Here is a 22,541-nt window from a genome sequence, read left to right as displayed (position 1 = left end):
CCGCGTCCTCGCGTCAGCCGCCGCGCAGCTCCAGCCAGCGCGCCCGACGCTCCGCCTGCTCGACCGGGTCGGGCACCGGCAGCGACGCCAGCAGGCGCTGCGTGTACGGGTGCTGCGGTGCGCCCAGCACCTGGTCGCCCGTGCCCTCTTCCACCAGCGCGCCGCGGTGCAGCACGGCGATCCGGTCCGCGAGCAGGTCCACCACCGCCAGGTCGTGGCTGATGAACAGGCACGCGAAGCCGAGCTCCGCCTGCAGCCGTGCGAACAGGTCGAGGACCCTGGCCTGCACCGAGACGTCCAGCGCCGACGTCGGCTCGTCCGCGACCAGGAGGTCGGGGTCCAGCGCGAGCGCACGCGCGAGCGACGCGCGCTGCCGCTGCCCGCCCGACAGCTCGTGCGGGAAGCGTGCCCCGAACGACCGCGGCAGCTGCACGGCCTCGAGCAGCTCGTCGACACGCGCCCGCGCCTCCCGGACCGACCCTGCCGCGCCGTGCACCAGCAGCGGCTCGGCCACGCACTGCGCGATCGTGAGCAGCGGGTTGAAGCTGGTCGCCGGGTCCTGGAACACGAAGCCGATCCGCTTGCGCACCGGGCGGAACCGGCGCTCACGCACCCCGTTCATCTCGACACCCAGCACCTCGAGCGAACCCGCCGTGACGTGCGTGAGGCCCGCGATCGCACGACCGATCGTCGTCTTGCCGCTGCCCGACTCGCCGACCAGCCCGAGGACCTCGCCCGGCGCGATCTGCAGATCCACGCCCGCGACCGCCCGGAACCCGGGGCGACGCAGCCGCCCGGGATAGGTGACCTCGAGCCCGCGCGCCCGGACCACGGGTGCTGCTGACGAGTCCGTCGTCTCGCGCGCGCGCTGCCGCAGGCGGGCACCCCCGACGCGCGGCACCGCGTCGAGCAGGCGCCGCGTGTAGGGGTGCTGCGGCTGCGCGAACAGCGTGCGCACGTCCGCCTGCTCGACGATCTCGCCGCCGTACATCACCGCGACCCGGTCCGCGAGGTCCGCCACCACGCCCATGTTGTGCGTGATGAGCAGGATCGCTGCGTCGAGCTCGCGCGGCAGGATGCGCAGCAGGTCCAGGATCTCCGCCTGGACCGTGACGTCGAGCGCCGTGGTCGGCTCGTCCGCGATCACCAGGCCGGGGTTGAGCACCAGGGCCTGGGCGATGACGATCCGCTGCTTCTGCCCGCCCGAGAACTGGTGCGGGTAGTGGTCCACGCGATGCTCGGGGTCGGGGATCCCCACGCGGCGCAGCACGTCGACCGCGCGTTCGCGCGCCTGCGCCCGGGACAGCCGGCCGTGCGCGCGCAGCCCCTCGGCGATCTGCCAGCCGACCGGGAAGACCGGGTTGAGCACCGAGGACGGCTCCTGGAACACCATGGCCGCGTCCCGGCCCCGCACGCGGCGCAGCTGCGCCGCCGAGATGGTGGTGACGTCCAACGCCTCCTGGCCTCCGGGGCCGGACAGGAGCACGGCGCCCGTGGTCCGTGCCGTCTGCGGCAGCAGGCCCAGGATCGAGCGCGCGGTCACCGTCTTGCCGGAGCCGGACTCGCCGACGACCGCGAGCACCTCCCCCGGCGCGACCTCCAGATGCACACCCCTGACCGCCTGCACGGGTCCGGCGTCGGTGTCGAACGTGACGTGCAGGTCGTTGATCTCGACGACCGGACGGCTCATCGGGTGGGCTCCTGTCCTGCGGTCCCGGGCTCGGCGGAGGGCTCGACCTCCGGCACCACGTCGGGCGGCGGCCCCTCGAGCGCGTCGATGCCGTCGGCGCCCTCCGGTCCGGCGCTCAGCACGCCGCCCGGGACGGCGACCGTCGAGCCGACCTCACCCGCGACGACGGCCGCGCGGCGGCGCGTGCGCAGGCGCGGGTCGGCCAGGTCGTTCAACGACTCCCCGACGAGCGTCACGCCGAGCGCGGTCAGCACGATGGCGAGGCCGGGCGGGATCGCGGTCCACCAGATGCCGCTGGTCACGTCCGCGAGCGCCTTGTGCAGGTCGTAGCCCCAGTCGCCGGCCGCGGTCGGCTCGATGCCGAACCCGAGGAAGCCCAGGCCCGCGAGCGTGAGGACCGCCTCGCACGCGTTGAGCGTGATGATGAGCGGCAACGTGCGGGTCGCGTTGCGCAGCACGTGGCGCGTCATGATCCGCAGGTGTCCCGAGCCGACGACGCGCGCGGACTCCACGAACGCCTCCGACTTGACCCGGACCACCTCGGCCCGGACCACACGGAAGTACTGCGGGATGAACACCACCGTGATCGAGACGGCGGTGGCCATCACGCCGCCCCACATCGAGGACTGGCCCCCGCTGATCACGATCGCCGCGAGGATCGCCAGGAGCAGGGACGGGAACGCGTAGACCGCGTCCGCGACGACGACGAGCACGCGGTCGAGCCAGCCGCCGAAGTACCCCGAGACGAGGCCGAGGACCACGCCGACCACGATCGACAGGATCACGCCGATGACGATCGTGTACAGCGCGGTGCGCGAGCCCCAGATCACGCGCGAGAGCACGTCGTAGCCCGCGACGGTCGTCCCCAGCAGGTGGTCGCCCCCGGGCTCGAGGTGCGCACCGAACAGCTCGCCGTCGGCGCGCAGCTGTGCCCAGCCGTACGGCGCGAGCACGGGGGCGAGAAGCGCGGTGAGCAGGAACAGCGCGGTGAGCGTCAGCCCCGTGACCAGCATCGTGCGCTGCAGACCGACGCTGGTGCGCAGCTGGTGCACCACGGGCAGGCGCTTCCAGCGCGGTGCGTGCTCGGGCGTTGCGGGGATCGGCGTGCCGACCGGTTCGACCGCCATGTCAGTACCTCACGCGCGGGTCGACGAGCGCCGCGACGACGTCGACGAGGAAGTTGGTCAGCGCGACGATCACCGCGAGCATCGCCACCATGCCCTGCACCGCGACGTAGTCGCGTGCGAGCAGGTACTGCACGAGCTGGAAGCCGAGCCCCTTCCACTCGAACGTCGTCTCCGTCAGCACGGCCCCGGCCAGCAGCATCGCGATCTGCAGGCCGATCACGGTGATGATCGGGACGAGCGCCGGGCGCCACGCGTGCTTGCGCAGGAGCCTGCGCTCCCCCACGCCGCGTGAGCGCGCGGCCTCGACGTAGCCGGTCGCGAGCGTTCCGATGACGTTGGTGCGCACCAGCCGCAGGAACACGCCCGCGGTGAGCAGGCCGAGCGCCAGCGCCGGCAGGACGGCGTGCTGGAGCACGTCCGACACCGCCTCGGGGTCGCCCGTGCTGATCGCGTCGACCAGGTAGATCCCGGTGCCCGCGCCGTCGCGCTGCATCGCGATCTCCGTGCCGGTCGACGCACGCCCCGCGACGGGCAGCCAGCCGAGCCAGACCGAGAACACGAGCTTGAGCAGCATGCCGGCGAAGAACACCGGCGTCGCGTACACCACCACCGCCGAGACGCGCAGCGTGGCGTCGACGCCACGGTCGCGGCGCGCCGCGGCGAGACGGCCCAGCGGGATGCCGACCAGCAGCGCGACCGCGAGCGCGTACACCGCGAGCTCGAGCGTCGCGGTGCCGTACGTGACGAGCACCTCGGTCACCGGCCGGTTGTCGGAGATCGTCGTGCCGAAGTCGCCGCGCAGGATCCCCCCGAGGTAGTCGAGGTACTGCACCAGGATCGGGCGGTCGTAGCCGGCGGCGCTGATCCGCTCGTCGAGCTGCTCGGGCGTCAGCCGCCCGCCGAGCGAGGCCGTGATCGGGTCACCCGTCGCGCGCATCATGACGAACACGGTCGTCACCAGGATGAGGATCGTCGGGAAGATCAGCAGGAACCGGACCACCAGGTAGCTGCCCAGGCCGCCGCCCGGACGTCGTCGTCCGGGCGTGGGCGTGGGCGCGGGGGTGGCGTCCGCATGGGTCGTGGTCATGAGGTGGGTGTCCCGTGGCTCGGCGTTCTCGGGCGGCGGACGGCCCGCCCCGCGGGTGCGGAGCGGGCCGTCGGGGTCACTTCGAGAGTGCGCCGTAGCGGAACTTGAAGGACGCGTCGAGCGTGTCGGCCGTGCCCTGCACGTCCTTGCCGACGACCGCGACCTGCGCACCCTGCAGGTACGGCACGGTGGACAGGTCAGCCGCGACCTCGTCCTGGATCTGCTCGATGAGCGCGGTGCGCTCGTCGGCGTCCGCGGTCACCGCCTGCTGCAGGATGAGGTCGTTGACCTCCTGGTCGTCGTAGTGGTTGACCAGGAAGTTCTCGATCAGGAAGAACGGCGTGAGGTAGTTGTCCGCGTCCGAGTAGTCGGGGAACCAGCCGAGCTGGTACGCCGGGTAGACGTCGGACGAGCGGTCCTTGGAGTACTGCACCCACTCCGTGGTCTGCAGGTCCACGGTGAACAGGCCGTCCGCCTCGAGCTGGTCCTTGATCATGGCGTACTCGTCGGCCGACGACGGGCCGTAGTGGTCGTTCGAGTACTGCAGGCTCAGCGCCACGGGCGTGGTCACCCCCGCTGCCGTGAGCCTCGCCTCGGCCTTCGCCGCGTCGGGCCCGCCCGCACCGTCGCCGTAGAGCGGCTTGAGCGACTCGGTCGCACCCGTCAGGCCCGCCGGCACGTAGGAGTACAGCGGCGTGTACGTGCCCTTGTAGACCTGCTCGGAGATCGCGTCCCGGTCGATCAGGTCCGCGACCGCCTGCCGCACGGCCAGCGCCTTGGCGGCGTCGGCCTCGCCCGTCTTCGCGCCGTAGGGCTGCGTGTCGAAGTTGAACGTGATGTACCGGATCTCACCGCCGGGGCCGTCGACCACCTGCACGTCGTCGTTCCCGCGCAGGTCCTCGATGTCGGTCGCCGTGAGGCTGCGGAACGCGACGTCGATGTTGCCCTGCTGGATGTCGAGCTTGAGGTTCGAGGCGTCGGCGTAGTACTTGACGTTGACCTCGGCGGTCTTGGCCGCGCCCAGGACGCCCTGGTACCCCTCGTACGCCGAGTAGGAGATCAGGTTGTTGAAGTCGTAGTCCGTGATCGTGTACTGCCCGGCGAACGCGTTGCCCGCGACGATGTCGGTGTCCGGGGTGAGCGCGTCAGCCGCGAAGACCTCCTCGTCGACGATCGGCCCGGCGGGGCTCGAGAGGATCTGCGGGAAGACCTGGTCGTTCTCCGACTTGAGGTGGAAGACGACGGTCGTGGGGTCCACCGCCTCGACGCTGTCGAGGTTGTACAGGAGCGACGACGGGCCGTTCTCGTCGGCGATCGCGACCTGGCGGTCGAACGTGAACTTCACGTCCGAGGACGTCAGGTCGTGGCCGTTCGCCCACTTCAGGCCGGGCTTGAGCGTCACGGTGTACTCGGTGGGTGCGGTGAACTCGGCCGAGACCGCGATGTCGGGCGCGACGTCGGGGCTGCCGTACGGCGTGTTCATCAGGAACGGGAACACCTGGTTCTGCACCGCGAACGAGCCGTTGTCGTACGAGCCCGCGGGGTCGAGCGTCGTGACCTTGTCGGTGGTGCCGATCGTGAGCGAGCCGCCACCGCCGCCCCCGCCGCCCGACGGGTCGTCCGAGGTGTCGTCGCCCGAACCCGCACATGCGGTGAGCACCAGGGCACCGACCGTGAGACCTGCGGCCGTCGCGAGGACGCGACGACGGTTGCGTGCGGAGGTCATCCGTCACCTCTTCCGTGGGGGTCGGCTGGAGTCCGACCGGGAACGTGATGGGGGCCTGTGTAGCACACGTGTGTGACGCGGATCACCACCGTCTTACCGGTGAGTAACATCGCCGCATCGGTTCGGTCACGGCGCACCGGGCAGACTCGTCGCGTGACCGAGCGCTACCGGACCGACGACCATCTGGGCCACCGCACGCTGCTGGTGGCCGCGTCCTACGTCGTGCTGCTGCGCGACGACGAGGTGCTGCTCCAGCTGCGGGAGGGCACCGGGTACATGGACGGGCGGTGGGCGCTGCTCGCAGGCCACGTGGACCCGGGCGAGTCCGTCCACGAGGCGGCGGCACGCGAGGCGCTCGAGGAGGCCGGGGTCGTGCTCGACGTCGCCGACCTGGAGCCGCTGACGGCGCTGCACCGGTTCGAGCGCACGGGGCCCGCGGTCGAGCAGCGGCTGGACGCGTTCTTCGTCGCGCGCCGCTGGCAGGGCGAGCCGACGCGGCGCGAGCCCGACAAGAACGCGGACATGCGGTGGTTCCCGCTGCGCGCACTGCCCGACGTCGTCCCGCACGAGCGGCTCGTGCTGGACGCGCTCGCGGCGGGCGACCCGCTGCCCGCCGTCCTGTCGCTGCCCGCCTGACGCGGGCCACGGCTCGCCCGTGGCCCGCGCGCGGCGTCAGCCGGTGTTCTGGACGCCCGCGGCCACGCCGTTGACGGTGAGCAGCAGGAGGCGGCGCAGGTCGTCGGCGTGCTCGACCGCGTCGCCCGTGCGCAGGCCCCGCAGCGCGCGCAGCTGCAGGAGCGACAACGCGTCCACGTACGGGCTGCGCAGCTGCACGGCGCGGCCCAGGATCCGCCGCCGCGAGAGCATCGCGTCGGACTCGGTGATCGCCAGCACCCACCGCCGCGTGCGCGCCATCTCGTCCAGCACGGCGCGGGCCAGGTCGTCGCGGTCCCCCAGCTCCAGGTACCGCGCGGCGATCCGCTCGTCCGTCTTGGCCAGCGACATCTCGACGTTGTCGATCATCGTGCCGAACAGCGGCCACTGCGCGTACGCCGCACGCAGCTCGGCCAGGTCGTCGACCTGCTCGAGCGCGGTGCCCAGCCCGTACCAGCCGGCGAGGTTGATGCGCGCCTGCGACCAGGAGAACACCCACGGGATCGCCCGCAGGTCGTCCAGGCTCGAGACGGACAGGCCGCGGCGCGCAGGGCGCGAGCCGATCGGCAGCAGGCCGATCTCCTCGAGCGGCGTCACGGCCGAGAACCACTGCGGGAACCCGTCGGCCCGGACCAGCGCGTGGAAGTGCGTGCGCGACGCCTCGTCGAGACGTGCGGCGAGGCCCGCGAACCGCTCGGCCGCGTCCGCGTTGCGCTTCTCGACGCTCGGCGCACCCGCGAGCAGCGTCGCGGCGACCACCTGCTCGATGTGCCGCGCCGCGATGTGCGCGTCGCCGTACCGCGCGAAGATCACCTCGCCCTGCTCGGTCAGCTTGAACCGGCCGTCCACCGAGCCCGGCGGCTGCGCGAGCACCGCACGGTTGGCGGGGCCGCCCCCGCGGCCCAGCGCGCCGCCGCGGCCGTGGAACAGCGTCAGGACGATGTCGTTCTCGCGGGCCCACGCCGTGATCCGGCGCTGCGCGTCGTCGAGCGCGAGCGTGGCCGAGACCGGGCCGACGTCCTTCGACGAGTCCGAGTAGCCGAGCATGACCTCGACGCGCCGGCCGTTCTCCGCGAGCCGCTTGCGCACCTGCGGGAGCTCGAGCGCGCCCTGCAGGATGTCGACGCTGGCCTCGAGGTCGGCGAACGTCTCGAACAGCGGGATCGCGTCGATCACCGGCACGTTCTCCGGCCCGCCGTACGCGAGCTCCGCGAGGCGGTACACCGCCGCGAGGTGCTCGGCCGACTGCGTGAACGACACGATGTAGCGCCGCGCCGCCTCGGGCCCGAAACGCTTCTGGATCGTGCCGATGGTGCGGAACGTGTCCAGCACCTCGACCGTGCGCGGCTCGAGCTCGCCGTCGATGCCGTGCGCCTCGATGTCCGCGAGCGCACCCTCGTGCACCTGCGAGTGCTGCCGCAGCTCGAGCTCGGCCAGGTGGAAGCCGAACGTCTGCACCTGCCACAGCAGGCGCTGCAGGTCGCCGAACGCCTGGCGCGTGGCGCCGCCCGCGACGAGCGAGCGCTGCACCACCAGCAGGTCGGCCTCGAGCTCGGCCGACGAGCCGTACGCCAGGTCCGCGTTCCGGCCGCGGGTCGCCCCGAGCCGCTCGACGACGAACAGCAGCTCGCGCCGGTGCGGCTCGTTGGGCGAGTCGGCCGCGACGCGGCTCGCGATCTCCTCGGAGAGCGAGCGCTGGCGCTGCCACAGCGCGTTGAGCTCGGACGACGGCGGCGTGCCGGTCGCGTCGAGCGTCAGGCCCGCCGCCGTGCGACGCGCCGACTGCTCGAGCGCCACGAGCACCTGCTCGGACGCGAGCTGCGCGGCGGCGCGCGTGACCTCGGCCGTGACGTTGGGGTTGCCGTCGCGGTCGCCGCCGATCCACGAGCCCAGGCGTGCGAAGGGGCGCACCACGGGCGGCGTCGTGCCGGCCTCGCCGTCGAGGATCCAGTCGTCCAGGCGGCGGTAGACGGCCGGCAGCACGTCCGCGAGCGTCGACTCGAACACCGACAGGACCGTGCGGACCTCGTCGAGCACGCTGGGCTTGGCCTGGCGCAGCGGCGCCGTGCGCCACAGCGTGTCGATCTCCGCCAGCAGGCGACGGTCGTTCTCCGCGAGCGACATGCCCCCCACCGAACGGACGTCGCGCTCGGCCACCAGCTCGGCGATGCGGCGGATCGAGCGGGACACCGCACGCCGTCGCGCCTCGGTCGGGTGGGCGGTCAGCACCGGGCGGAACTCGGCCTCCTGCAGCCGACGCCGTGCCTCGTCGGGCCCGACCTCGTCGGAGAGCTGGGCCAGCGCGGCCGGCAGCGAGTCGTCGGGCGTGAGCGCGTGCGGGTCGGCATGCGCCTCACGCTCGCGCAGCACGCGCACCCGGTGGTACTCCTCGGCCGTGTTGGCCAGGTGGAAGTAGCACGTGAACGCGCGCGCCACCTGCTCGGCACGCGTGAGCGTGAAGCCCGCGACGAGCTCCTCCGCACGCGCCAGCGCGTCGCTCTCCGGGTCGTCGTGCGCCTTGATGGCGAGCTCGCGCAGGCGCTCGACGTCGGCGAGCAGGTCGTCACCGACGGACTCGCGCAGCACGCGGCCCAGGAACTCGCCGAGCACGCGCACGTCGTTGCGCAGGGGCTCCGGCACCTCATGGCTGGCCAGGCCTCGCGGGACGTCACGGGGAAGGAGCGGTGCTGTCACGCGCTCAACATAGGCCACGCACGATTCGTCAAGGGACCGTGGTCCAGGCCGTGGGCGCGCGGCCCGACGACGCGCACCCGCGCCCGGGTACGCCAGTGGCTCCGGGCGCAGGTGCAGCCCGGAGCCACTGGGAGGACGCCGACGAGCCGCCGGCGTGGGTGCGCGGCGGTCAGCTGGTGCGCTTGATCGCCATCGTCGGGGACTTGACCGTGCTCACGTACGTGTTGCCGAAGAGCTTGACGTACATGCTGCCCACGGCCGCCTTGCTCCACTTCCAGGTGAAGGAGCCCGAGCTGTTGACGCGCGTCGAGCCCAGCGCCTTGTACGTGGAGGCGCCCGCCTTCTTGAAGTAGACCTTGACGACCTTGCCCGAGACGTCGATCGACGGCGAGAGCGAGCCGCGGATGGTCCCGGCGCCGCCGACGACCCCGCTGCCGCTCAGGCTCGTCCACACGGGCTTGACCTTGAGCTTGAACGACTTGGGTGCCGCGGTCGCGACCGTCGTGCCGCCGGCCTTGATCGTGGCGAAGACGCGGTAGGCGCCGGCCTTGAGCGTGGACGAGCAGACGAACGCCTCGACCCGGTTCGCACCGTTCACGAGCGTCGAGGCCGCGTAGCCGTTCACCGTGGCCGAGCCGTAGGCGATCTTCGAGCTCAGCGAGTAGTACTCGTTCGGGTCCAGCCCGGACAGGTTGACCTTGTAGACGATGTCCTTGCACCCGGTCGCGCTCTTCGACACCGCGCTGGCGATGGTGATGCTCGCCGTCACCGCGGCGGGCTGCGCGTCAGCCGCGCCCGCGGGCGCGGCCACCGCGGCCGACGCGACCAGCGCCACGCCCGCCAGCAGCGCCGTCAGGCGCTTGCGTCCCGTACCGACCGTCGCGAGTCCCGTCGTCACACCCATGCATCCGCTCCTTCGTCTGGTACGTGTCTCCCGACCGTCTGGAACGGCCGGGCCCGCAGGGAGGCTAGCGGACTATCCGGACACATCACGCGGCCGTCCGGACGGGTCACCCGATTGCCCCGAGGAACCACCCCCACGGTCCTGCCCGGCCACCGCGGCGGGGCCACCCTGCCGACGGGCGGGTGCGTGCGTCGGCGGTCACCCCTACCGTCGGCAGCATGACGACCGTCGTGGTGCTCCCGTCCGTCCTCGGCCTCCGGCAAGGCGTGCTCGACGCCGCCGTGCTGCTGCGCGAGCACGGGCACGTGGTGCACGTGCTCCACCCGACCGGCGTCCCGGTCGACGACGACTACACGGCTGCGGTCGCCCGCATCGAGGCACTCGACCACGCCGCCGTCCTGGCCGCGACGGTCGAGCAGGCGCGCTCCGTACCCGGACCGTTCGCCGTGCTGGGCTTCTCGCACGGCGTGCTCCTGGCCGAGCACCTGGCCACGTCCCGCCCGCAGGACGTCTGTGGGGCGGTGCTGCTGGGCGGCGCGATCCCGGTGGAGCACCTGGGCGCCCCGTGGCCGCCCGGCGTCCCCGTCCTGGTCCACGAGACGGTGGACGACCCGTGGCGCGACGAGGGCTTCGCCGAGCAGCTCGCGGCGGACGTCGAGGCGGCGGGCGGGCGCGCCGAGGTGCTGCACCACCCCGGCAGCGGCCACCTGTTCACCGACGCCTCCCTCCCGGCCGAGTACCAGCCGGTCGAGGCGCGCGTGACCTGGGACCGCGTGCTCGCGTTCCTCGCCGGTCTCGGAGTGTGACGCAGGTCACATCGGGAGGACGTGACCTCGCGTGGCCCTCGGCGCACGTACCAGTCAGTGGGCGTCGCCGGAGGGGCGGGGACGCCGACCGAGGGCGGGCGCGGGAGTCAAGGGGCCTCTCGCGCCCGCCTCACACCCACACTCCCCCTGGCACGGGCAGGTCAGGTGATCGCGAATGGCAGGACCGTGTGCACCTGCACGTGCACCTGCACCCATGTGCGCGAGAATGGGACGCGATGCGCAGCAGCACCGCCCCCCGACGTCGGCGCGGCCCCCAGACCGCGTTCTGGACGGCGTGCGCGCTGGCGGCGGCCGCAGCACCCGCCGCGGGTGCGGAGCCCTCGGCCGGCGGGGCCGTCGGGCCGGCGTCCGCCCAGCAGTGCTCCGCGGGGACCATGTGCGTCTGGTCCGGGACCCGGTACTCCGGGGCCTTCGCGGAGACCGACGCGACGGTGGTCCGCGACACAGGACTCGCGGTGGCGCGATCCGTCCGCAACCGCACGCCGTTCGCGGCGCGTCTGTACAGCGAGCCGGACGGGCAGGGCTCGTGGACGTGCGTGGACCCGTACGAGTCACGAGCCGCCACCTACGTGCCCGCCGAGTCGATGCGTATCCTCGTCACGACCAGCTGTTGACGTCGTCGCAGGTCGGCGCGTCCGAGCCCGCGGAGAGGACGCGACTCGCCGTGACCGACGAGCCGCCGGCCAGGCAGTTCGAGATCCTGTTCCGGACGATGGCGCCGCAGATCCGCGCGTTCGCGCGCCGGCACGTCGACGCGGCCGCGGTGGACGACGTCGTCGCGGACACGTTCCTGGTCGTGTGGCGTCGGTGGGACGCCGTCCCGCCCGAGCCCGACGCCCGCCGTGCGTGGGTGTACACCGTGGCGCGGTTCACGCTCGGCCGGGAGCACGAGCGCGCGCGGCGCTCGCGCGAGCGCGCCGACCGCTGGGCCGCGCAGCCGGGCACGGGCATCGCACCCGATGCGAGCGCGACCGTCGACTCCACCGACGCGGTGGTCGAGGTCCTGCGCAGGCTGCCCGACGCCGAGCGGGCCGCGCTGACGTGCGTCGTGCTCGACGGCCTGTCCGTCGAGCAGACCGCCGAGCGCCTCGCGTGCTCGGTGAGCGCCGTGACCTCCCGCCTGTCGCGGGCCCGGGCACGGCTGCAGCCCCTCCTGTCCGGCGACGCGACGACCACGCGGGGGGAGGCCGACGATGTCCGCTGAGCACGCGTCCGACGACGTCCTCGCCCTGCGCGCCCTCCTCGGCGCCGTCCCCGACGACCCGACGCCCACCGCCGCCGACGCCTACGACGACGCGCGCGACGGCGCGATCCTGGCCGCGATCCTCGCGTCCTCCGCCGCTCACGATCCGGCCGGCCGGCCGGGCGAGGTCGCCGCGTCCGCTGCACCTGGTGCGCCCGCGACTCCCCCGGCCGGAGCGGGACCCGCGCGCGCGACCGTCCGCCACCTCGTCCCGCGGCGCTCGGCGCGGCGCCGCTGGACGACGATCTCGGTCGCCGCGTGCCTCCTGGCCGCGGTCGGCGCCGTCGTCGGCCCGATGCTCGGCGACCGCGCGCCCGCGTACGCGAGCCGGCCGCCGATGCTGCACTTCCAGGAGTCGTCGCCGGGCGACCTCCTGCACGAGGAGAGCACGCCGCCCGCACGGGACGTCCTGCTCGAGCTCGCCGACGCGGCGGGCGCGCGCACCGACGTCCCCGCCGGCCCGGTCCAGTACGTCGAGTCCGTCAACTGGTTCCAGACCGTCACGGGCGAGCAGGGGGGCACCGAGGCGCGCATCGAGCCCGTCAGGCAGCAGACGTGGTTGCAGGCGGATGGTGCCTACCGGTCCGTCGAGCTGCGCGGCGGCGGGTTCGAGCCGTCCGGTCGCCTGGTGCTGCCCGACGAGACGACCACGGACCGGCTCGTCGACCAGCTGCCCGCTGGCTCGTTCGGGCCGCTCGCCCCCGACCTGCCACGCGATGCCGCCGAGCTCCGCTCCACGGTCCTGGCCCAGGCGGGCGACGCCTGCCCCGAGGAGGTGGCGTGCGTGGGCGCCGCGTTCGTCGAGCTCGCCGCGGTCGAGGTGGTGCCCGGCGACCTCGACGCGGCATTCCTGACCGCGCTGGCGGCCGACGACGACGTGAGCGCCCTGGGCCGGGTGACCGACCGGCTCGGCCGCGAGGGCGAAGCCGTCGGCTACGTCTCGCAGCGCGTCGACGGCGGTCCCACCGAGGTCTCGGTGCTGATCGTCTCCCCGCAGGACGGACGCCTCCTGGCGTTCGAGAAGATCCGGCAGGACGACGAGCTCTACCCCGACGGTCCCGCCGTGGTGGAGCTGCGCGTCCTGGAGCGCAGCTCCTGGGTGCCCGCGATCGGCGACCGCCCGCCGGGCTGACGTGGCGCACGCGTCACAGCAGGTCAGGCCGCGTCCGCGTTACCGTGAGGCACGTGATCCGCCTGCTGCTCGCCCTCGTCCTCGGTGCCGGCTCCGGCGCCGCCGTCCTGCACTGGTCCACAGGGGACGACCGGTACGCATGGGTGTGGATGGCGGCGATGCCCGTGCTCGTCGTCGGCTTCGTGATCCTGACGATCGCGCGCACCGTGGCGGGCATGGCGCCCGCCGACCCCGCCGCGGTCCAGGCCGCCCGGGCCGCCGGGCGCCTCGCGGGAGCGAAGGTCGTCGACCTGCGCCGCACCGGGACCGAGATCAACGACGTCCCGCAGTACGAGCTCGAGCTGCTCGTGGACCCGCGCGACCGCTCCCCCTACCGGACGACCGTGCGCGAGCTGATCGACGCGGCCCGCATGCCCTCACGCCTGCCCGGCACGGTGCTCGCGGTGGTCCGGCTCGGCGCCGACACCCCCGACGTCGTCGTGGTCGACGAGCCCGCCCCGCCCGTGCGCGTGCACGCCACACCCGACGCCCCGATCTGGAAGGCCGACCCCGACGCACGCGTCCCCGGCCGGCGCCGCCCGCTGCTGCCCACGGGACGCCGCGGGCGTGGCGTCCGCGTCGTCGTCTACGTGCTGGTCGCAGCGCTCGGCGCGCTGCTGCCGACGTGGCAGGCCCGTGACGACGTGCTGCTGGGGATCCGCTCGGGCGGCGTGGGCCACGGCGACGCGTCCTACCTCAGCGGCCCCGACCGTGTCACCCGAGCCGTCGAGGCGTTCACCGGCGCCAGCGGCGGCAGCACCGTGACCGAGGTGCTCGTGTACGACGACCAGGTGCTCCTCACGGCGCCCACCGAGCCGGGCCGCACCGCGTACGACTCGTGGTGGGCCGTGGCGACGCGCAGCACGCGCGAACGCCCCGCGACCATCCAGCCCGAGCCCACCGACGAGTTCGACCTCACCACGGTCGACTGGTCGGTGCTGCCCACCCTCTACGAGCGGGCGCTGGCCTCGTCAGGCATCCCCTCCGACGAGCTCGACGGCCACATCCAGCACATCGGCGTCGAGCGCTCGAGCTTCGAGGAGGGCGCTCCCGTGCAGATCCGGGTGTTCCTCAGCGGCGACTACGGCAGCTACTCCCTGACCGCCGACGCGACGGGAACCGTCCTCGAGCAGGGGTGAGGCGGCCCGTCCGTCACGCGTCGTCGCGCGCGTCCAGCAGCCCAGCCAGCACGGTCAGGTGGCTCAGGTCGACCTCGCGCGTGGCCGTCACGAGCGTGACCGGCTCGGCGTGCGCGAGCGCCGCCAGCCGGTGGAACGCGATGCGTGCGTCGCCGTCGGCGAGCTCCTGGGCGTAGCGCCGCGCGAACTCGTCGTACTCCTCCGCCCGATGGCCGTACCAGCGTCGCAGCTCGTTCGAGGGTGCGACCTCGGGCAGCCACTGCCCCACCCGGGGGTCGTCCCGCCGCACGCCCCGGGGCCACAGCCGATCCACGAGCACACGCAGCGCTCCTGCGTCCGTGACCTCGTCGTACACCCGCGCCAGCGCGACCATGCGCCCCATCATGCGCCGCACGCGCCGACCCCGCACCGCCGGGAGCGCGCGGAGACGACGAAGCGGGACACCGTCTGCACGATGTCCCGCCACGTCCATGGTGGAGCTGAGGGGACTCGAACCCCTGACCCCCTGCATGCCATGCAGGTGCGCTACCAGCTGCGCCACAGCCCCGTGTTGAGTTGTCGGCCCCCGTCCGACGGGAACCGAGGTGTCCCGTCGCCCGTGGGCGCTCGGAGAGTCTAGGCCGATCCGGCCCCCGGACGCCAATCGGCTCCCTGGCCTGCGCCGATCAGTCGGGGTCGCGCGTCGTCGTGGTCTCGTCGGCGTCGCGGTCGGGGCCGGCGTTCCAGTCGCTCGAGGCGTCGGTCGGCCCCAGGTTGTAGGCCGCGAGCCGCCACGCGGGCTCGACGGAGCCCGACGACGGCACGAGCTCGGCCCAGTGCGCGTTGTGCATGCCGGCGATCGCACGCCAGTCCGCCGGCATGGACATGAGCGCGGCGACAGCGGAGCTGATCGCGGCGCCGTGCGAGACGACGACGAGCGTGTCCGTCCGGTCCAGGGCGGCCGCGTGCTCGGTGATCGCGGCCGCGGTGCGCTCGGCCACCGCCGCGCGCGACTCGGCACCCACCCGGCTCGGCTCGCCGCCGCCGCGCCACAGCGCGTAGTCCTGCGGCCAGCGCGCGGAGATCTCCTGGCCGGTCAGGCCCTCCCAGTCCCCGAAGCCGCGCTCGCGCACGCGCGCGTCCAGCTCGACCTCGAGGCCGACCATCCGCGCGAGCGCGGTGGCGGTCTGCGCCGCCCGGCTCAGGTCGGAGCTGACCACACGCGTGGGCGTGTGCCGCGCGAGCAGGGCCGCGGCGGCCGTGCGGGCCTGCCAGTGGCCGACGTCGTCGAGCGGGATGTCCACCTGACCCTGCAGGCGCGCGCTCGCGTTGTACGCGGTGCGGCCGTGGCGCCAGAGCAGCAGGCGGCCGACGGTCACTCGTCCTCCGCCGCGCCGTCACCACCCCGGGCGTCCGGGGGCAGCTCGATGAGCGGGCAGTCCTTCCACAGACGCTCGAGCGCGTAGTAGACGCGGTCCTCGGCGTGCTGCACGTGCACGACGACGTCGCCGAAGTCGATCAGCACCCACCGCCCCTGCGCCTTGCCCTCGCGGCGGACCGGCTTGGCGCCGAGGTGGAACAGCGCCTCCTCGACGGCGTCGACGATCGCGCCGACCTGGCGCTCGTTGGTGCCGGACGCGATGAGGAACACGTCGGTCAGGACCAGCTGCTCACTGACGTCGAGCGCGATGATCTCCTGCGCCTTGCGGTCGGACGCAGCGCGGGCGGCGGCGACGGCGAGCTCGACGGCGCGTTCGGTGGCGGGCACGGATCTCCTCGGGTGGGGCGGACGAGCTCAGGCGCTGGGGCCGGCTCGCGTGGTGGTCGTGGTGACGGACGGTGCGGCGGCGGCCGCCGCGTCGTCGCCGGCCTTGCTCAGGAGCAGGACGATCAGGAAGCCCAGCACGAACGCGACGACCGCGAGCACGATCAGGTGCAGCCACGTGTACGGGTGGCGGGGTCGCTCGTCGACCTCGTCGTACTCGTCGTCGTCCTCGGTACCCGGGACGGAGGCGAACGGCCGCGCGTCCTCGTCGGAGGAGGCGGGTGCGCCCCAGGTGCTCGCCGGGACCGGCGTGGGGCTCCAACCCCCGCCCGCCGCGGCCGGCTCGGGCGTCGCCACCGGGGCCGCCGACCACGCCGGCGTGGCGGCGGCGGCCTGCGGCGCGGGAGACGACGTCACGGGAGGCGTGAGGGTGGTCTCCGCCGCGCGTGCGTCGGTGCTCGGCCACGCCGCGGACGGGGCCACGGTCGGCGGCTGCGCCGCCGGCGCACCCGCGGGCGCGGCCGTGGGCTGCCACGAGCCGCCGGGCGCCCAGCCCGGGCCCTGCGCCGGGTGCTGCCCGGGGACCTGACCCGGGCCCGCCGGGGCCGGGTGGCCCGTCGGCTGCGCGGCACCGCGCACCGGAACCGGGCGCGCCTGCGGCTGCTGCGGTGCGGGCGCATGGCCCGCGGGTGCCTGGCCCGCGGGTGCCTGCTGCGCACGCGCGGGACCGCCCGCGGCGAGCGGTGCGGCCGCGGCCGCGCTCGCGCCGTCGGCACGTGTGCCCCACGCGGAGGTCCGCGCCGCGGGGACCTCGGGAGAGGCGTCCGGGCCGGTCCCGGCGGGCCAGCCGGGTGCCTGCGTCGGGCGCGGGGCGCCGGCCGGGGGCGCGGCGACCGACCGCGAGCTCGTCGGGTCGAACATCGTGTCCCGCGCCGAGCGCCGCGCGGCGGCCGGCGGCGCAGCGGGCTGCTGCGGGGGGACCGCCGCGGGGCGCGGCATCCCGGGGCCCTGCGGTGCGGCGGCCGGTGCCCCGGGTCGCGGACCGGCGTGCTGCTGTCCGGGAACCTGCGGGCCGGCGGCCGGGCGTGCGGAGCCGGGCTGCTGCGCGGGGTGCGTGAACGCGGGTGGCGTGTAGCCGGGGTGGGGCGTGGCGCTCGGCGTCGCCGACGGCCGGGCGGGCGGTGGTGCCTGGGACGGCACGCGGGAGGGCTGAGCGGCGGGGGCCACCGAGGGCGGCGTCGCCCAGGCCGGCCGCGGCGCCTCGGGGCCCGCACCGGTGGGCTCGCGCAACGCACGCCGTGAGCTCGGGGCGCCGGCGGCGGGCGCACCCGGCGGCACCTGCGGCTGCGGGCTCGCGGGCACGACCGGTGTCGACCCGGTGGTGCCCTGGTCGCTCCGGTGGAGGTCACGGCGACGCGGCCGTGCTCCCGGTTCCGTCATGACTGACCTCGATACAGCTGGTGTTTCCCGATGTACTGGACCACCCCGTCGGGGACGAGGTACCAGACCGGCTGACCGGCCCGTGACCGGGCGCGCACATCCGTCGAGGAGATCGCCAACGCGGGGATCTCGACGACGTGCACCCGATCCACCGGCAGCCCCTCGACCGAGAGCGTGTGCCCGGGGCGGGTGACCGCCACGAACTGCGCCATCGTGAACAGCTCCTCCGCATCCTTCCACGTGAGGATCTGCTCGATCGCGTCGGCGCCGGTGATGAAGAAGAGTTCGGCTCCGGGGCGGGCCGCCTTGAGGTCCCGGAGCGTGTCCACCGTGAACGTCACACCTTCGCGCTCGACGTCCACCCTGCTGACCGTGAACCGTGGGTTCGACGCGGTGGCGATCACCGTCATCAGGTAGCGGTGCTCGGCCGGCGTGACGTCCTGGTGCTGCTTGAAGGACGGGACGCCCGTCGGGACGAACACGACCTCGTCGAGGCCGAACCGTGCGGCGACCTCGCTGGCCGCCACCAGGTGGCCGTGGTGCACGGGATCGAACGTGCCACCCATGACCCCGAGACGTGTCATCGGGCCGCCTAGCACGTGCTCAGTGACGCGTGCCGACGAGACGGAAGGCGTACGTGAACAGCAGCATCGCGACCAGCCCGGCGAACGCGCCGACCCCGAACACGATCGGGGGGAACGGCAGCTCGTGCGCCTTCTCGGCGGCTTCCTCGGCAGCGACGATCAGGGCGGTGTGCACGGCGTTCCTCCGGGGTCGGGGACGGGTGGGGCTCAGCGGGACCGCGATCCCGCAACGGCGTCGATTGTCGCACGACACCGTGTGGACGGGGTCAGGGCCGGACGTGGCCGTCGCCGTGCACGACCCACTTGGTGGTCGTCAGCTCGGCCAGGCCCATGGGGCCCCGCGCGTGCAGCTTCTGCGTCGAGATCCCGATCTCCGCGCCCAGGCCCAGCTGGCCGCCGTCGGTGAACCGCGTCGAGGCGTTGACCATGACCGCGGCCGAGTCGACCTCGGCGACGAAGCGCTCCGAGGCCGCCAGGTCCCGGGTGACGATGGCCTCGGTGTGCCCCGAGCTCCACCGGTGGATGTGCTCGATCGCCTCGTCCAGGTCCTCCACGACGCGCACCGCGAGGTCGAGCGAGAGGTACTCGCGCGCCCAGTCCTCGTCGGTCGCGGGCACGACCGACGCCTCCTCGGGTGCGAGCGCGAGCGTCTCGTCGCACGCGTGGATCGTCACGCCCTCGTCGGCCAGCGCGGCCATCGCGGCGGGCAGGAACTCGTCGGCGACGGCGCGGTGCACCAGCAGGGTCTCGGCCGCGTTGCACACCCCGACGCGCTGCGTCTTGGAGTTCAGCAGGATCGGCATCGCCACGGCCAGGTCGGCGCTCTCGTCGACGTACACGTGCACGTTGCCGACGCCGGTCTCGATCACGGGGACGGTCGCCTCGCGGACGACGGTCTGGATCAGGTCCGCGCCGCCCCGCGGCACGAGCACGTCGACGAGGCCGCGCGCGTGCATGAGCGCGACGGCACCCGGGCGGCCCCACGGGTCGATGGTCTGCACCAGGTCGCGCGGCAGACCGACGCCCGCGAGCGCGTCCCGCAACACCTCGACGACGGCCTCGTTGCTCGAGGCCGCGGCCGAGCCGCCGCGCAGGACCACCGCGTTCCCGCTCTTGAGCGCAAGGCCGGCGGCGTCGACCGTGACGTTCGGCCGCGCCTCGTAGATCATCCCGACCACGCCCATCGGCACGCGCAGCTGCCGGAGCCGCAACCCGTTGGGCAGCGTCTGTCCGCGGACCACCTCCCCCACCGGGTCGGGCAGCGCGGCGAGCTCGCGCAGCGCGTCGGCGATCGCGCCGATGCGCGCATCGGTCAGCGCGAGCCGGTCCAGGAGCCCCGGCGCCATCTGCTGGGTGCGGCCCCGCTCGAGGTCGTGGGCGTTCGCGTCGACGATCCGCGCGCTCGCGGCGACGAGCGCGTCCGCCATGGCGTGCAGCGCGGCGTCCTTGGTCGCGCGCGTCGCGGTCGCGAGCCTGCGGGAGGCCACCTGCGCTCGACGCGCGACCGCCCGGACCTGCTCGACCACGTCGTCGCCGTCCGACGCGCTCACCGACCGGGGATCGTCCACTGCCACGCTCATGCGGCTCAGCCTAACCACGGCCGCCCGGCCCGGGCCCCGCGTCTCACCGGGCCCGGCGCGGGCCTCCCCGTGCGTGGCTCAGCGGCGGCGGCGCACCAGGACCAGGTCGTCACGGTGCACCAGCTCCCGGTCGTACCCGGCGCCGAGCTCGGTACGCAGGTCGTGCGTCGAGCGGCCCAGCAGGCCCGGCACCTCGTCGGCGCCGAACGCCACCAGACCGCGCGCGACGACGACGCCCTCGGGTGAGACCAGGTCGACCGGCTCCCCCGCGTCGAACTCGCCCTCGACACCCGTCACACCGGCGGGCAGCAGGCTGGTGCGGCGGTCCACCACGGCGCGGACGGCACCCTCGTCGAGCAGCAGGCGGCCGCGCGTGTGCGCGGCGTGCGCGAGCCACAGCAGCCGGATGGACGTGCGCCGCCCGGTCGCCGAGAACCACGTCCCGACGTCCTCGCCCGCGAGCGCGCGCGCGGCCTGCGCGGCCGACGTCAGCACCACGGGGATCCCGGTCTGCGTCGCGATCGCCACCGAGTCGAGCTTCGTCACCATGCCGCCCGTGCCGACCGCCGAGCCCCGGCGGGACACGTCGATGCCCTCGAGGTCCCTCGGGCCGTCGACCCGCGCGATGCGGCGCGACCCCGGCCGTGACGGGGCGCCGGTGTAGAGCGAGTCGACGTCGGTCAGCAGCACCAGCGCGTCGGCGTGGACCATGTGCGAGACCAGCGCGGCGAGCCGGTCGTTGTCACCGAACCGGATCTCCTCGGTGGCGACCGCGTCGTTCTCGTTGATCACGGGGACCACGCCCAGGTCCAGCAGCCTCGTGAGCGCGCGGTGCGCGTTGCGGTAGTGCCCGCGCCGCACGGTGTCGTCTGCGGTGAGCAGCACCTGACCCACGCGCAGGCCGTGGTCGGCGAACGCCTTGGTGTAGTGCGCGACGAGCAGCCCCTGCCCCACCGACGCCGCGGCCTGCTGCGTCGCGAGGTCACGCGGCCGGGCGGCGAGCCCGAGCGGCCCGATCGCCGCGGCGATGGCACCGGACGAGACCAGCACGACCTGGCCCCCGGCGGCGCGGCGCGCCGCGAGCACGTCGACCAGCGCGCGCAGGCGCTCGGGGTCGAGCCGGCCGTCCGGGCTGGTGAGCGACGAGGACCCGACCTTGACGACGATGCGCGCGGCCGAGGCCAGCTCGGAGCGCTCCTGCAGTGCGGCGGCGGTCACGTGCGCATTCTGCCCCGCACGGGCCCGCGGCCGTGGCCGCGACCAGCGACCGGGATCCCGCGCGCGCGGGCCCGGCCGCAGGCCGTCGGCTCAGTCCTGCTCGGGGTCCGTCCAGACGCCCTGCTCGCGCTCGGTCCACAGCTCGGCACGCGCCGCGGCCTTGGCGTCCATGCGCTCCTTGTACTCGACGCGCTTCTCGCCACGCGTCGGCCGCGAGTGGTCGTCCAGGCGCGCGTCGGTGCCGCGCGAGCCCAGCAGCTCAGCGCCGGTGACGAGCGTCGGCTCCCAGTCGAAGACCACGGCGTTGGTGTCGGGGCCGATCCGCACCTCGTCGCCCGCGACGGCGCCCGCCGCGTACAGGCGCTCCTCGACGCCGAGCCGCGCGAGGCGGTCGGCCAGGTAGCCCACGGCCTCGTCGTTGCTGAAGTCCGTCTGGCGGACCCAGCGCTCGGGCTTCTCGCCCCGCACCGCGAACCAGACCGCGCCGCCGCCCTCGCGGCGCGTCACGGTGAAGCCCGCGTCGTCCACGGCCCGCGGGCGCAGCACGACGCGCGTCGCCTCGGGAGCGGGCGCGTCACGCCGAGCCTGCTCGACGAGCTCGGCGAGCGCGAACGTCAGCGGGCGCAGTCCCTCGTGGCTCGCGGTGGACACCTCGAAGACGCGCATGCCACGCGCCTCGAGGTCGGGGCGGACCAGATCGGCCAGCTCGCGCGCCTCGGGCACGTCGATCTTGTTGAGGACCACGACGCGCGGACGCTCCGTCAGCGGCACCCGTCCGCCCTCGATGCCCAGGTCGCCCGCGTACGCGGCGAGCTCGGCCTCGATGATCTCCAGGTCCGACACCGGGTCCCGGTCGGGCTCGAGGGTCGCGCAGTCGAGCACGTGCACGAGCACCGCGCAGCGCTCGACGTGCCGCAGGAACTCCAGCCCCAGCCCACGTCCCTCGGAGGCGCCCGGGATCAGGCCCGGGACGTCGGCGACCGTGTAGCGCGCGTCGCCCGCCTGGACGACGCCGAGGTTGGGCACGAGCGTCGTGAACGGGTAGTCGGCGATCTTGGGCCGCGCCGCGGAGATCGCGGCCACCAGGCTCGACTTGCCCGCGCTCGGGTAGCCGACGAGCGCCACGTCGGCGATCGACTTGAGCTCGAGCACGATGTCCGCGCTCTCCCCCGGCTCGCCCAGCAGCGCGAAACCGGGGGCCTTGCGGCGCTGCGACGCGAGCGCGGCGTTGCCGAGCCCGCCCCGACCACCCGCGGCGACGACGTACTGCGCACCGGTGCCGACCAGGTCCGCCAGGACCTCGCCGTCGGGCGACTTCACCACGGTGCCGTCCGGCACCCCCAGCACCAGGTCCGCGCCCGTGGAGCCCGCGCGGTGGTCGCCCATCCCCTGCGTGCCCGAGGGTGCGTGCCGGTGCGGCAGGTGGTGGAACTCGAGCAGCGTGGTCACCTGCGGGTCGACCTCGAGGATCACCGAGCCGCCGTTGCCGCCGTTGCCCCCGTCGGGGCCGGCGAGCGGCTTGAACTTCTCGCGGTGGATGGACGCGCAGCCGTGCCCGCCGTCACCACCGGTCGCGTGCAGCACCACACGGTCGACGAACGTCGCCACGGTGGACCTCCTGGATGTCGGTGATGACTCGATGATCGGCTACATGACGAAGGGGCGCACCAACCGGTGCGCCCCTTCGCGTGCTGACGAGTGCCAGCGGGAAGA

General features: G+C 74.2%; 21 protein-coding genes and 1 tRNA gene. 6 read left to right on the top strand and 16 right to left on the bottom strand.

The features are described 5' to 3' along the window. Positions 1–13: 13 nt before the first annotated feature. From CELGI_RS06095 to CELGI_RS06080, 4 genes are all read right to left on the bottom strand, one after another. Positions 14–1,690, bottom strand: a complete 1,677-nt coding sequence (locus tag CELGI_RS06095; protein ID WP_013883238.1) for a dipeptide ABC transporter ATP-binding protein — start codon at positions 1,688–1,690, stop codon at positions 14–16. Continuing rightward, positions 1,687–2,817, bottom strand: coding sequence for an ABC transporter permease (locus CELGI_RS06090; RefSeq protein WP_013883237.1), 1,131 nt, complete (start codon positions 2,815–2,817; stop codon positions 1,687–1,689). The genes CELGI_RS06095 and CELGI_RS06090 overlap by 4 nt, the downstream gene beginning before the upstream one ends. A 1-nt stretch (position 2,818) precedes the next feature. Further along, a complete protein-coding gene (locus CELGI_RS06085) occupies positions 2,819–3,904 on the bottom strand; it encodes an ABC transporter permease (RefSeq protein WP_013883236.1) in 1,086 nt (361 codons plus the stop codon). Positions 3,905–3,980: 76 nt separating this feature from the next. Then, on the bottom strand, positions 3,981–5,630 hold the full coding sequence (locus tag CELGI_RS06080) for an ABC transporter substrate-binding protein (RefSeq protein WP_013883235.1): 1,650 nt from the start codon (positions 5,628–5,630) through the stop codon (positions 3,981–3,983). 153 nt (positions 5,631–5,783) lie between these two features. On the opposite strand from CELGI_RS06080, the gene CELGI_RS06075 reads away from it, so the two are divergent. Then, a complete protein-coding gene (locus tag CELGI_RS06075; protein WP_013883234.1) occupies positions 5,784–6,266 on the top strand; it encodes an NUDIX domain-containing protein in 483 nt (160 codons plus the stop codon). A 36-nt stretch (positions 6,267–6,302) separates the two neighbouring features. On the opposite strand, the gene CELGI_RS06070 is transcribed toward CELGI_RS06075, so the two are convergent. Further along, positions 6,303–8,978, bottom strand: a complete 2,676-nt coding sequence (locus CELGI_RS06070; RefSeq protein WP_169315137.1) for a phosphoenolpyruvate carboxylase — start codon at positions 8,976–8,978, stop codon at positions 6,303–6,305. Between the two features lie 169 nt (positions 8,979–9,147). Beyond that, entirely contained in the window at positions 9,148–9,882 is a 735-nt protein-coding gene (locus tag CELGI_RS06065) for a hypothetical protein (protein WP_013883231.1), read from the bottom strand. A gap of 182 nt (positions 9,883–10,064) precedes the next feature. Here CELGI_RS06065 and CELGI_RS06060 point away from each other — a divergent pair, with 182 nt between their 5' ends. From CELGI_RS06060 to CELGI_RS06035, 5 genes are all read left to right on the top strand, one after another. Further along, complete coding sequence (locus tag CELGI_RS06060) at positions 10,065–10,688, top strand: dienelactone hydrolase family protein (RefSeq protein ID WP_049785528.1); 624 nt, start codon at positions 10,065–10,067, stop codon at positions 10,686–10,688. Between the two features lie 236 nt (positions 10,689–10,924). Then, the gene (locus tag CELGI_RS17810) at positions 10,925–11,323 is read left to right on the top strand and encodes a peptidase inhibitor family I36 protein (RefSeq protein WP_013883229.1); all 399 of its coding nucleotides are present in this window, start codon (positions 10,925–10,927) and stop codon (positions 11,321–11,323) included. A gap of 50 nt (positions 11,324–11,373) precedes the next feature. Further along, positions 11,374–11,913 (top strand): RNA polymerase sigma factor, encoded by a 540-nt coding sequence (locus CELGI_RS06045; RefSeq protein WP_013883228.1) that lies wholly within the window; start codon positions 11,374–11,376, stop codon positions 11,911–11,913. Further along, positions 11,903–13,084 carry a CU044_5270 family protein gene (locus CELGI_RS06040; protein ID WP_013883227.1) on the top strand — a complete coding sequence of 394 codons (1,182 nt, stop codon included), beginning with the start codon at positions 11,903–11,905 and terminating at the stop codon, positions 13,082–13,084. Before CELGI_RS06045 ends, CELGI_RS06040 begins: the two co-directional genes overlap by 11 nt. A 53-nt stretch (positions 13,085–13,137) precedes the next feature. Beyond that, positions 13,138–14,262 carry a hypothetical protein gene (locus CELGI_RS06035; RefSeq protein WP_013883226.1) on the top strand — a complete coding sequence of 375 codons (1,125 nt, stop codon included), beginning with the start codon at positions 13,138–13,140 and terminating at the stop codon, positions 14,260–14,262. Positions 14,263–14,275: 13 nt separating this feature from the next. On the opposite strand, the gene CELGI_RS06030 is transcribed toward CELGI_RS06035, so the two are convergent. The 10 genes from CELGI_RS06030 to obgE form a co-directional block, all read right to left on the bottom strand. Then, positions 14,276–14,635, bottom strand: coding sequence for a DUF488 domain-containing protein (locus CELGI_RS06030; protein WP_169315136.1), 360 nt, complete (start codon positions 14,633–14,635; stop codon positions 14,276–14,278). A gap of 98 nt (positions 14,636–14,733) precedes the next feature. Beyond that, positions 14,734–14,809: transfer RNA gene (locus tag CELGI_RS06025), tRNA-Ala, on the bottom strand. Positions 14,810–14,927: 118 nt separating this feature from the next. Further along, a complete protein-coding gene (locus CELGI_RS06020; protein ID WP_013883224.1) occupies positions 14,928–15,620 on the bottom strand; it encodes a histidine phosphatase family protein in 693 nt (230 codons plus the stop codon). Then, positions 15,617–16,009: a ribosome silencing factor gene (rsfS, locus tag CELGI_RS06015; protein ID WP_013883223.1), complete on the bottom strand. Its 393-nt coding sequence runs from the start codon at positions 16,007–16,009 to the stop codon at positions 15,617–15,619. The genes CELGI_RS06020 and rsfS overlap by 4 nt, the downstream gene beginning before the upstream one ends. A 27-nt stretch (positions 16,010–16,036) precedes the next feature. Then, complete coding sequence (locus CELGI_RS06010) at positions 16,037–17,005, bottom strand: hypothetical protein (protein WP_013883222.1); 969 nt, start codon at positions 17,003–17,005, stop codon at positions 16,037–16,039. Between the two features lie 437 nt (positions 17,006–17,442). Further along, entirely contained in the window at positions 17,443–18,030 is a 588-nt protein-coding gene (gene nadD / locus CELGI_RS06005) for a nicotinate-nucleotide adenylyltransferase (protein WP_041574122.1), read from the bottom strand. Between the two features lie 19 nt (positions 18,031–18,049). Then, the gene (locus tag CELGI_RS17310; protein ID WP_013883220.1) at positions 18,050–18,205 is read right to left on the bottom strand and encodes a hypothetical protein; all 156 of its coding nucleotides are present in this window, start codon (positions 18,203–18,205) and stop codon (positions 18,050–18,052) included. A gap of 91 nt (positions 18,206–18,296) precedes the next feature. After that, entirely contained in the window at positions 18,297–19,610 is a 1,314-nt protein-coding gene (locus tag CELGI_RS06000) for a glutamate-5-semialdehyde dehydrogenase (RefSeq protein ID WP_013883219.1), read from the bottom strand. A gap of 78 nt (positions 19,611–19,688) precedes the next feature. Beyond that, positions 19,689–20,828: a glutamate 5-kinase gene (gene proB, locus CELGI_RS05995; RefSeq protein ID WP_013883218.1), complete on the bottom strand. Its 1,140-nt coding sequence runs from the start codon at positions 20,826–20,828 to the stop codon at positions 19,689–19,691. Between the two features lie 90 nt (positions 20,829–20,918). Beyond that, positions 20,919–22,436 carry a GTPase ObgE gene (obgE, locus tag CELGI_RS05990; protein WP_013883217.1) on the bottom strand — a complete coding sequence of 506 codons (1,518 nt, stop codon included), beginning with the start codon at positions 22,434–22,436 and terminating at the stop codon, positions 20,919–20,921. Between the last annotated feature and the right edge of the window lie 105 nt (positions 22,437–22,541).

It is taken from the genome of Cellulomonas gilvus ATCC 13127, assembly GCF_000218545.1.
GTDB lineage: Bacteria > Actinomycetota > Actinomycetes > Actinomycetales > Cellulomonadaceae > Cellulomonas > Cellulomonas gilvus.
Note: the sequence above shows the minus strand (reverse complement) of the source record. Positions and strands in the feature narration are given on the sequence as shown.